11 protein-coding genes are annotated in these 11017 nt (G+C 40.7%); 7 read left to right on the top strand and 4 right to left on the bottom strand.

From position 1 onward, the window contains the following. Positions 1-566 (bottom strand): photosynthetic reaction center family protein (locus H6G59_RS08215; protein WP_479686170.1); only part of this gene is annotated, 566 nt, incomplete at its 3' end. A gap of 428 nt (positions 567-994) precedes the next feature. Here H6G59_RS08215 and H6G59_RS08210 point away from each other — a divergent pair. From H6G59_RS08210 to H6G59_RS08180, 7 genes are all read left to right on the top strand, one after another. Beyond that, complete coding sequence (locus tag H6G59_RS08210) at positions 995-1564, top strand: photosystem I assembly protein Ycf4 (RefSeq protein ID WP_190713241.1); 570 nt, start codon at positions 995-997, stop codon at positions 1562-1564. A gap of 205 nt (positions 1565-1769) precedes the next feature. Continuing rightward, a complete protein-coding gene (locus H6G59_RS08205; RefSeq protein WP_190713239.1) occupies positions 1770-2528 on the top strand; it encodes a peptidylprolyl isomerase in 759 nt (252 codons plus the stop codon). A 65-nt stretch (positions 2529-2593) separates the two neighbouring features. Further along, positions 2594-3736 (top strand): beta-ketoacyl-ACP synthase, encoded by a 1143-nt coding sequence (locus H6G59_RS08200; RefSeq protein WP_190713237.1) that lies wholly within the window; start codon positions 2594-2596, stop codon positions 3734-3736. A 257-nt stretch (positions 3737-3993) separates the two neighbouring features. Then, positions 3994-4743 (top strand): DUF928 domain-containing protein, encoded by a 750-nt coding sequence (locus tag H6G59_RS08195; protein WP_190713235.1) that lies wholly within the window; start codon positions 3994-3996, stop codon positions 4741-4743. A 9-nt stretch (positions 4744-4752) separates the two neighbouring features. After that, positions 4753-6966 carry a CHASE2 domain-containing protein gene (locus H6G59_RS08190; protein WP_190713233.1) on the top strand — a complete coding sequence of 738 codons (2214 nt, stop codon included), beginning with the start codon at positions 4753-4755 and terminating at the stop codon, positions 6964-6966. 281 nt (positions 6967-7247) lie between these two features. Further along, positions 7248-8273 (top strand): zinc-dependent alcohol dehydrogenase, encoded by a 1026-nt coding sequence (locus tag H6G59_RS08185; protein ID WP_190713231.1) that lies wholly within the window; start codon positions 7248-7250, stop codon positions 8271-8273. A gap of 242 nt (positions 8274-8515) precedes the next feature. Further along, a complete protein-coding gene (locus tag H6G59_RS08180; protein WP_190713229.1) occupies positions 8516-9127 on the top strand; it encodes a hypothetical protein in 612 nt (203 codons plus the stop codon). A gap of 45 nt (positions 9128-9172) precedes the next feature. On the opposite strand, the gene H6G59_RS08175 is transcribed toward H6G59_RS08180, so the two are convergent. The 3 genes from H6G59_RS08175 to H6G59_RS08165 form a co-directional block, all read right to left on the bottom strand. After that, entirely contained in the window at positions 9173-9544 is a 372-nt protein-coding gene (locus H6G59_RS08175; protein ID WP_190713227.1) for a Dethiobiotin synthetase, read from the bottom strand. A gap of 125 nt (positions 9545-9669) precedes the next feature. Continuing rightward, complete coding sequence (locus H6G59_RS08170) at positions 9670-10215, bottom strand: GIY-YIG nuclease family protein (protein ID WP_190713225.1); 546 nt, start codon at positions 10213-10215, stop codon at positions 9670-9672. Positions 10216-10425: 210 nt separating this feature from the next. Beyond that, entirely contained in the window at positions 10426-10749 is a 324-nt protein-coding gene (locus H6G59_RS08165; protein ID WP_190713223.1) for a hypothetical protein, read from the bottom strand. Between the last annotated feature and the right edge of the window lie 268 nt (positions 10750-11017).

Raw genomic sequence — 11017 nt, 5'->3', positions numbered from 1 at the left:
TTGTGGAACCCTTGCAGGAATAAGAGGAAGCGGAAGATTGCTGCTACTCCAAAGCTGGGTGCAAAGAACCAGCTGGATTGTCCCAAGGGATACATCAGGAATACACTGACGAATACGGCGATGGGTCCTGAAAAAGCCAGCGCGTTGTAAGGACGAATCCCTACCAGTCTGGCGATTTCAAATTGGCGCAACATGAAGCCGATTAAACCAAAGGCTCCGTGTAGGGCTACGAACGGCCACAAGCCACCGAGTTGAATCCAACGGGTGAAGTCGCCTTGGGCTTCTGGTCCCCACAGCAACAGTAGGGAGTGTCCCATGCTGTCTGCTGGTGTGGATACTGCTACGGTTAGGAAGTTAGCTCCTTCTAGGTAGGAGGATGCTAATCCGTGGGTGTACCAGGATGTGACGAAGGTTGTACCGGTGAGCCAACCGCCTAGTGCGAGGAAGGCGCAGGGGAATAATAATATTCCTGACCAACCTACGAATACGAAGCGATCGCGCTTCAACCAGTCGTCTAATACGTCAAACCACCCTCTACTCGGGGCGCGTCCAACTGCGATGGTCATTGAACTACAATCCTCTTGTTTACTAAAATTGCCACGTTTTTAAGGCTGTGCAATCTGGGAATCAAATCCCATGAGCAACTGCCGCGAGGAATTCAACGTTTTTTTTGACACTCTTAGCCCTTTACAAGCTGCTAAAATGCTGAGAATTCACAACGTTAGTAGTTGAGTATTTCTCAGGATTATGCCATTACACGTACTAGTCACTAGTAATCTAGCTTGTAGTAACTTAATGATTCTTAACTTACCACATTCGTCAGGGTTTGTGCTGTAGACGTGGAAGGTAATCAGGTATTTCAAACTATATAAATATATGAATATCAGAATTTTAACAATTTGACACAGATTTTCTCATAATCTTACAACTTGCAATACACACTGCTCAAGTGGCAGACTTTGAGAGAGAATATCTCGCAGGCCAAGGTAGTTCCATGACGGCATCAACAACGATTAATAAAGGCGATAGCCTCTTGCATCAAAACGTTCTCGGTTCTCGTCGGTTTAGCAACTACTGGTGGGCAACTATCGTTACTTTGGGAGCAAGTGGCTTTTTGCTGGCTGGTATCTCCAGCTATCTCAAAGTTAATTTACTCATAGTTACTGATGCAACTCAACTGATATTTGTCCCTCAAGGATTGGTAATGGGGTTATACGGCACGGCTGGAGTGCTGTTAGCTTCATACCTGTGGTTAGTGATTTTATGGGACGTTGGCGGCGGCTACAACGAATTTAATCAGGAAACAGGCAAATTCAAAATCTTCCGCTGGGGTTTTCCTGGTAAAAACCGCCAAATTGAGATTGAAAATCGCATCCAAGATGTACAATCTGTGCGTATCTCTATTAAAGAAGGCTTAAATCCTCAACGCGCACTTTATCTAAAAGTTAAGGGACGACGAGACATCCCCCTGACACGCGTAGGTCAACCATTATCTTTAGCTGATTTGGAAACTCAAGGTGCTGAGTTGGCAAGATTTTTGGCAGTACCTTTAGAAGGATTGTAAATTTTAGACTTTAGATTTTGGATTTTGGATTAGGTGTTGGATTGATGGTAAATCGAACATCTACCTTCTGAGAACAGCAAATTCTGATGTTATCTATTGTTTTAACTCTATGCAATAGCCTGACCATGAGGATTTTCAATCTAAAATCCAAAATCTAAAATTGCCAAGAAAAGCTAAGATACTCTGGTTGAGTCAGTAACTGGCAATGCGATTAAAATTTTCACAATTTTTGGTTGCTCTGTTGATGATTGGTGGTCTGATGTTGGGTGGATGTTCAACAGAAAACGTAGCTTCTAATACATCTCCCACTTCGACAGCTACCTCAAAGGCAACTGAGGCAAGCCCCAAGTCAACTACTGAAGCAACAACAGTATCAGAAACTAGTAGTGAGAGTATTCCGGGAATGAAAGATTTACCACGGCTCGAAGGTAAAGCTACTGTGGTGATGACAGTTAAAGGCTCACCAATTACCATCGAAGTAGATGGTACTAATGCGCCAATCACTGCTGGCAACTTCGTTGATTTAGTGCAGAAAGGTGTTTATGACGGGTTGAAATTTCATCGCGTTGTGCGTGAACCTCAACCGTTTGTGGCTCAAGGTGGTGATCCTAAAGGAAATGGAACTGGTGGCTATATAGACCCCAAAATTGGGACTGAACGCCGTATACCCTTAGAAATTAAGCCAAAAGGTGCGAAAGACCCCATTTACGGTAAGACTATTACTGAGCAGCCTGAATTACAGCATAAGCAAGGAGCGATCGCAATGGCGCGATCGCAAATGCCTGATTCAGCTTCTTCACAGTTTTACTTTACTCTGGCTGATCAGGGATTCTTAGATGGTAGCTATGCTGTATTTGGTCATGTCACCCAAGGCTTTGATGTAGTTAACAAAATCGAGCAGGGCGATATCATCGATTCTGCTAAAGTCACCCAAGGTGCAGAAAACCTGAAAACTCCTCAGTAGTAAATAGGGGCGTATTGCAATACGCCCTAAAAATTACGAATTAGGAACTACAAATTACGAATTGTGTGAAGGTTGTTGTTACTGGTATTGGTTTAGTTTCCGCTTTAGGCAAAAGCTTAGAAGATAGCTGGCAAAATTTGTTAGCGGGTAAAACGGGCATTAAATTACATCAACCTTTTCCAGAACTGGGCATAATTCCTTTAGGCTTAATTGCTCAACAACCATCTGATTTGAATACGCTGACTCAGATGGTTGTTACTTCTGCTTTGCGAGATGCCCAATTAATCGCACCTCTACCTGATTGTGCTGTGGTAATTGGTTCTAGTCGTAGTTATCAAGTAGATTGGGAGAAGTTAGCGCGGCAGATGTATGGTCAAAATGCCTGCCAAAAACCTTTAAATTTAGAAAATTGGTTAAATACCTTACCGCACATGAATGCGATCGCTGTAGCCAGAAAAATCGGGGCAACAGGGACAGTTTTAGCACCAATGGCGGCTTGTTCTACAGGAATTTGGGCAATTTCTCAAGCGGCTTTTGGGATTCAAACTGGGCAATATCAACGAGCGATCGCTGGTGCAGTAGAAGCACCAATTACACCGCTCACCATCTCTGGATTTCAGCAAATGGGTGCTTTGGCAAAAACAGGCGCTTATCCTTTTGATTTACACCGAGAAGGCTTAGTACTAGGAGAAGGTGGGGCTGTGTTTGTTCTCGAATCTGCGGAATTGGCAAAGCAACGCCAAGCCAAGATTTATGGTGAGATTCTCGGTTTTGGCTTGACAGCGGACGGATATCATGCTAATAAACCCGAACCAGAAGGTAAAAGTGCTATGGCTGCGATCAAGCAATGTTTAGAACGTAGTGGCTTAACACCAGCAGATATAGACTACATTCATGCTCATGGTACAGCTACTCTCCTGAATGACCATATAGAAAGCCAGATAATACAGCGATTGTTTCCCGCCGAAGTAGCCATTAGTTCTACCAAAGGTGCTTCAGGTCACACATTAGGCGCATCCGCAGCTTTAGGAGTAGCATTTTCGCTTATGGGTTTAAAGTATAAAAAGTTTCCACCTTGTGTGGGTTTGCAGCAACCAGAATTTGATTTAAATTTCGTCACAACAGCAAGAGATAGTGAAATACAGCGGATGCTCTGTTTGAGTTTTGGCTTCGGTGGACAAAATGCTGCGATCGCTTTAAGTAATTGAAATTTTGTTACTGAGTAATCAATTTTAGACTATAAGAGGGAACTTTTCCTCAGAAAATTTACGTCTGCAAGACTTTAACCCTTGTATATAAAAAATTATTAAATAATCAAGGCTGGTTCGTAAAACATTAATAACACACTGTATCTCATCATATGCAGTTGGTGAAACTAGTGTAAAGTTATAGACTTTTAATGAATTAAAAATACTTTCAAGTCTAAGTAGGGGAGTATCAAAAAATAATCAAGGGGTAAATAACCATGAAATGGCTCCAGGCATCTTTCTCTTTACTGATAGTTTCTTTAACTGCGTATACTACCACGGCATCAGTGTTAGCTCAGTCACGCCCAGCCCAAAAAACTTGGCAAATTAGTCAGAAATTTAAGCCCCAAAGAGGGAAAGATCCAAATCCCCCAACAGTAGGTGCTGCCACTCGAAGTGCCTCATGTCTCCAAGGCAAACAAGAAATAACTCCCTTAATCCCTGCCGATAAATTAGGGCTGACTTTAAATGGGCATCCTACATTTTATTGGTCTGTGTCTACTCTCCCAGTCAAAACCGCCCAGTTTACTATCGAGACAAATGGAGATGAACAACCATTTTATGAAACAGATATAAAGCTTCCCGAACAACCAGGAATTTTTAGCTTTACTCTCCCTAAAAATACACCTGAATTACCCGTAGGTAAAACTTACCGCTGGTATCTAACAATAATTTGTGATGGTGAAGACTCTAGTAACAATCCTTTTGTAGAGGGTTTGGTAGAACGTATCCAAGCAGAATTACCCTTATCAGATACTTTAGCAAAAGCAACCGCACGCCAACTACCAACTATCTACGCAGAATACGGTATTTGGCATGAAGCGCTGACTACTTCAGTAGAGTTACGCTGTACTCAGCCAAATGACTTAGTAGTCAAGCTAAATTGGAGACAATTATTGACATCAGTGGGATTAAATGACATCCTATCTGAGCCATTACTCGATTCTTGTCAGACCAAGAATGAATAACTGACTGTTATGTGGGAAAAGCTGAAACAGCGAATATGGGAATGGCGTGGGGTTTTAATTGCTGTTCCCAATGTCACATTTATTGTGATCGCCTTACGCTTGAGTGGATTGCTTCAGTCTCTAGAATTGACAGCCTTGGATCAATTTTTTTTGCTTCGTCCACAAGAGCCAGTTGATAACCGCATAGTTATAGTTGAAATTAATGAAGCAGATATCAAAAATCAGAAACGTTGGCCTGTTTCTGATGGCGTACTTGCCAGCTTATTAAATAAAATTAAGCAACAACAACCCAGAGCGATCGGTTTAGATATTTATCGCAACTTAGTGGTTAATCCTGGTCATCAAGACTTGGTGAAGGTCTTTGAGTCTACCCCCAATTTGATAGGAGTGCAAAAAGTTCTTGAGAGCATTGATAGTTCGCCCGTGGAACCACCACCTATATTGAAGCAACGTCAGCAAGTAGGGGGAAATGACGTACCTATAGATGGAGATGGTAAAGTTCGTCGAGGAATGCTCTACCTGTTTTCAGATGATGATAATTTCATAGAAAGTTTTAGTCTGAAACTAGCATTATCGTATTTAGCATCTGATGGAATTACAGAGAAAGAGGCTACCACTAACCCAAATTACTTACAATTAGGTAAGGGGATTTTTCCCCGATTCCAAGCTAATGATGGTGGTTATGTCGGGGTAAATGCCGGCAGCTACCAAGTACTATTGAACTACCGGGGACGGATCAACCAGTTTACCAAAGTTTCCCTCACCGCAGTTCTAGAAAACAGTATTAAACCAGATTTGATGCGGGGAAAGGTAGTCATAATTGGTTCAACTGCTGAGAGCTTGAGAGATACTTTTTTTACACCTTATAGTAGTAAAGTCTTTGCTGCGCCTGAACGGATGGCAGGTGTAGCAATTCATGCTAATTTAACCAGTCAAATTTTGAGTTCAGCTTTAGATGGTCGTCCACTAATTAAATCTGGCAATGAGCCTTTTGAATGGCTGTGGATTTGGCTGTGGTCAACTATTGGCGCTATATTATCTTGGCAGCAACGCCACAATATCTTTTTGATTACTGTCAGCATTTTCGTGGCTGCTACTGCTTTAATAGGCTGCTGCTTCTTAGGGTTTTTAGTTGGATGGTGGATTCCTATAGTGCCACCAGCTTTAGGATTAGCAGGAGCGACCATAGCTATTACTCAGTATATTGCCCATAGTGCTGCCAGTCTGCAAAAAACCTTTGGGCGTTACCTCACAGAAGAAGTGGTCGCTAATTTAATAGAAACTCCTTCTGGTTTGAAGCTAGGAGGAGAACGCAGAAAAGTCACAATTCTAGTGTCTGATGTCAGAGGATTTTCAGCTATTTCTGAGGAATTTCCCCCAGAACAGGTGGTGAAAATTCTGAATCTTTATCTGGAAGTGATGACAGATGTCATTAATCAGCACAAAGGTACGATTAATGATTTTATGGGCGATGGGATTTTGGTGATGTTTGGTGCGCCTATTAGTCGTGAAGATGATTCTCAAAGAGCGATCGCTTGCGCTGTGGCTATGCAGTTGGCTATGCAACAAGTAAATGCAAAAAATCAGCAAATGAATCTCCCAATTCTAGAAATGGGAATTGGCATTAATACAGGTGAAGTTGTAGCTGGAAATATTGGTTCCCAAAAACGCGCTGAATACACAGTTATTGGCAGTCATGTGAATTTAGCTGCTCGGATTGAATCATATACTGTGGGAGGACAAATTCTCATTTCTGAGCATACTTGGAAAGATGCCAATATTGATTTGAGAATTGATAATCAATTGCAGGTAGAACCCAAAGGCATCAAACATCCCATCACGGTTTATGAAATAGGTGGTATCGGTGCAAAATACAATTTATTTTTGCCAAAAATTAATGAAAATATAGATATTTTAAGTGAAGAATTACCTGTTGAATTTATTGTTTTACATGGCAAACACGTAGATGGGAAAATATTTACAGGTGCAATCGTTGGACTGTCAGAGAATGGCGCACAACTACGCTCTAACTTGGATTTACAGCTATTAAGTAATCTCAAACTTAAGTTATTAATAGAAACAGCGCTGTCTACGGAAGCACCAGATATTTATGCCAAAGTAATGAAAAAATCAGCTGTTGAGGAAAATTATTTTTTGATTCGATTTACAGGGATTTTCCCAAAAGACATCGCTCAACTTAAGAAGGTAAAGCAAATATCATAGCGTTTCTTAGTAGCAACTGCAAAAGCGGCGCTGCCGCTCGCTATGAATGAAAGAAACAAAATTTTCTTGAGTACTTTACTCCCCACACTTGGTACTCGGTACTGTTTCTTAAAAGAGTGAAGTACAAATTTATCTCCGTCAATTCTCTTTTATGCGCGATTAATTCTTTCCTGCTGTATCTCATGAATCGGGTAATCTACCGTAGCGGACAGGTGAGAATTTCATGGTTGGCGCGTTTTTTTGTAAAATCATTTGGCAGCTTCATTCTTGGGTGAACAGCTTTGTTAGCAGCTTTACTTTATGGACAGGAAGATTTACGCCTAGAACAAGTCCCTGACCCAACTCCGTCAGATGGGGAAGTGGTGATTCAGGTGGGGGCAGCTACTACTTGTGGTACGGATTTGAAGGTCTGGCGGCGTGGTGGCCATGCGAAAATGTTAACTCCCCCTACGTTGTTTGGTCATGAGGCTGCGGGAACAATTGTGGCTGTTGGTGCTGGTGTGACTAATTGGCAGGTAGGCGATCGCATTGTCGCTAATAATTCTGCCCCCTGCATGAAATGCTTTTTTTGTCAACGTCAAGAATATTCTCTTTGTCCAAATTTGACATGGAATAATGGCACTTTTGCGGAATATCTGAAAATTCCCGCACCGATTGTGCAGCAGAATATGTTGCGGCTTCCCGATGAGTTACCCTTTGCATTGGCAGCCATGACCGAACCTCTAGCCTGTGTATTGCATGGGGTAGCACGTTCTCATGTCAAACCTCAAAACCGGGTAGTTGTCTTGGGAGATGGGGCAATTGGGCTGATGTTTGTGGCAGTTTTAGCGGACAAAGCAGAGGTTTTACTGTGGGGAGGTAATGACCAAAGGCTAGAAATTGGCAAAAAATTGGGTGCATCCCAAACTTTTAATTATCATCAAGTGGCGGATATTCCCGGTGTAGTTAAGGCATTAACTGAAGGCTGGGGTGCGGATGTGGTGATAGAGGCTACGGGCGTTCCTAGTGTGTGGGAAATAGCGATCGCTTGCGCCCGTCCTGGTGCAACTGTAAATTTATTTGGTGGTTGTCCCAAAGATACAACGATTACTGTGAATACGGAAAAGCTACATTATAGTGAATTAACCCTAAAAGGCGTATTTCACAATACACCCGAATATGTAAGGGCGGCATTATCACTGATAGCTAGTAGAAAAATCCCTTTTGAATTGCTAATTAGTGAACATCGCCCGTTAAAAGATTTAGAACAGGTGTTTGCTGACATGAAGGCGCGTAAGGTAATTAAAGTGGCAATCCTGCCGTGTTAATATAGTGGTTTTCATATCAGTGGGATACAGTCATTAAATCGCAAAACCCGTAGGGGCGGGGTTTCCCCGCCCTTGATAGGATCGTATCCGAGCGAGAACTATATAGTAATTATTTTAGCTTTGCAGCACTGAATAATAGATCAATCTGGGGATAAAGTTTAATGCTATGAAAAAATGGGGAACACTATGTTTAACTCTTTTTTTATTACCTTCCAAAGGGCAATTGCGATCTCAATAGAAAAATGCTAAAAAAATCTCTGCGTAACTTTTTAATTTTGCCTTTTTCTCTAATTCCTTGGTTATCGGCGGAAATTCTCTCAAATTCTCTGGCTAAGGCGTTACCAGGAGAAAGTACAGAACAGGTAACAACCTGGATTCAAGCCCATTCAACGCTTCGTCCTAGAAGTGGGGAGCGATTGTTTGTCAGTAAAAGTGATACGGCCGCCCAAAGATTCACTTTTCAAGCGTCCGTATTACCTCCGGGTAAGGTCACATTTACTAAAGACCGCAGCACAATTCGTACTGAGCGAATGAGTATGTATGATGGTGTTAATGGTGTGACACTTCAGCGTCTTCAGGAATCTTTGCGGGTAATTTATAGCTTGGATGTTTATCAAGACTATAATCGCGCCCAAGTCGTATACCAGTATCCTAACCAAAGTGCAATTAATCAGGCACGCTTGGCAAAAACCCCAATCCGAGAGGCATTGAAGGGAGAATTACGGGTAGGCGATCGCTATGCCTATTGGGTAGAAATTGCTCAACCCAGGCAAGGTAAGGCTTTAAGTGGTCAAATCACAGTTTTTCTTAAATCTGACTTGGATAAGTTAGAAGCAGAACTCAGAACCCGTTAAAAGTAAAAAGTTTGAAGGATAAACCCAGTATTTTCTTTAGCTGCTTCATCCTTCATCCTTTAGCTTACTTCCAGCGGGTAGGGTTTCCCATGTGCCGGAAAAGATACTTTCTGCTGCTAGAGAAATGCGTTGCAAATCTTCTTTAAGTAGTGGTGGCCAGTCAACACCTGCTTTGCGTCCGGCAGCAAATAACTGCCAAGCTTTAATACCTAATTTATATAAAGCATAAGCTAGTTCTTTATCTAAGCTAGGATTTTCTTTCAGAGTTTCAAACACCACTTTTAAGGCTAATAATATTGAGGTAATTTGACCTGGTACAGGTAGTTTTCCTTGTTTTAGATGATTTAACAACGCATCTGATTTTTCATCGTCCGTTGTTTGGTCTATGAGTAGTTTACGGGCTATTTCGTAGTTCATATATCCAGCTTACCGTAGTTTTTCTGATATTTGCCACCAAGGCATTCATAAAAATTAAAACTTCGGTTAAATTAAATTGTTCAGTTGGGAAAATATTCGTAATTCACCCAAGTTTGAGTTTCTCCTTATTTCAAATCCAGTAATCCTTGTTCTTTTAATTTAGGATTAAAGCGAATTTGGGTTTTTACACCTCGTGCTGTTAATACGGCTAAAATCTCTGCTTCAACTCGCCGCGCCACATTTTTAATAATTTTAATTTTATCTGTATCATCTATTAGTTGATTTAGATAATTAGTTTGTTCTTCGGTTGTCATTAGTTCTTTCGCATTAATAGGATTTGTCCATTTTTCTTTATTTTCTAGATTTCTCAAATCAATACTCCCATTCTCATCAATCCAAGCATTTTCAATATTTTCTAAAATTGTGCGGTTAGGACGTTCAATAGTTTGTACTTTGACCCAATAACAATGTTTTGGCTGACGGACTAAATGCTGCTTGAGACTAAGATAAACATCGCGGGAATAACCTACAAATTGGAGATTCTTTTCTTGATCGAAAATAGCGTAGACTCCAATTTTGCCATTAAAATTCTCTGGTAATTCCCCATTTTCATCGATGTAAGTTACATATTCTAAACTGGCTAAAGTAGGGATATTGGTTTCAGTAGTCATAATGGAAATTCAAAATTTACTATTATTTACTATTTATTGGTGGAATTGGCAATTGGAAAATTTTCAATAAACGAAATCCAATTACTTGTTGTAGAATTGGCTTTGATCAGCGTCCAAATTCAATAGCAGGCTTTTCGACATACCCCACAAAATTGGATAATTTTTTTGTGGACTACTCTTGAAGCAAAATATATTTTCATGATTGCTTTGTTAAGCAATTTTTTTGTAAACTGCACAAAGGCGGCTAGGTCGGAAAATTTTCGCATTAAACATAAAGTTAGGTGGTATATTAATGATGGTGTATTCACTAGATGCATGATATTTTTCAAATTCTGCGGGCATCCCTTTAGGTGTATCTAAACTGTAGGGAATTGGCTGAAAAAGCAGTTCTGTAAATTCTACTTTTTCCCATTGCAAATTTTGACAAATTTGGCTTAAGAATGATTCACCCGTTAATAATTTAAACAGAGTTTCTTTAGCTTCAGGTGCGAGTGTAAAACTACTATCAAAGTTCTGAACAATTTTAAGAGGCATTTTTCGTTACAGATTGTTATAGAAGACTGAGTGATGATTGTGTGTAAGAAAATTTTGCACGTTGTCACGTTGAGAATCATGCCAACATCTCTAAACCTTACCCCTCACCCTAGTTGCAAAAGTTTAGTAAAAGCTACAATAGGGTAAAATAGGCTTAAATATGACGCTTGTGTAAAATTGCCACTTTAGAATAGCCTATTGGATTATGGAACTTCTGTCAGCAATAGGAGGAAGATAGTGGGATTAAGAATTTTAAAGTTTAATGGAG

Origin of the sequence: Anabaena lutea FACHB-196 (genome assembly GCF_014698305.1) — a bacterium.
In the GTDB taxonomy this organism is placed as follows: domain Bacteria; phylum Cyanobacteriota; class Cyanobacteriia; order Cyanobacteriales; family Nostocaceae; genus Anabaena; species Anabaena lutea.
This window is presented reverse-complemented; position numbering and strand designations above follow the sequence as displayed.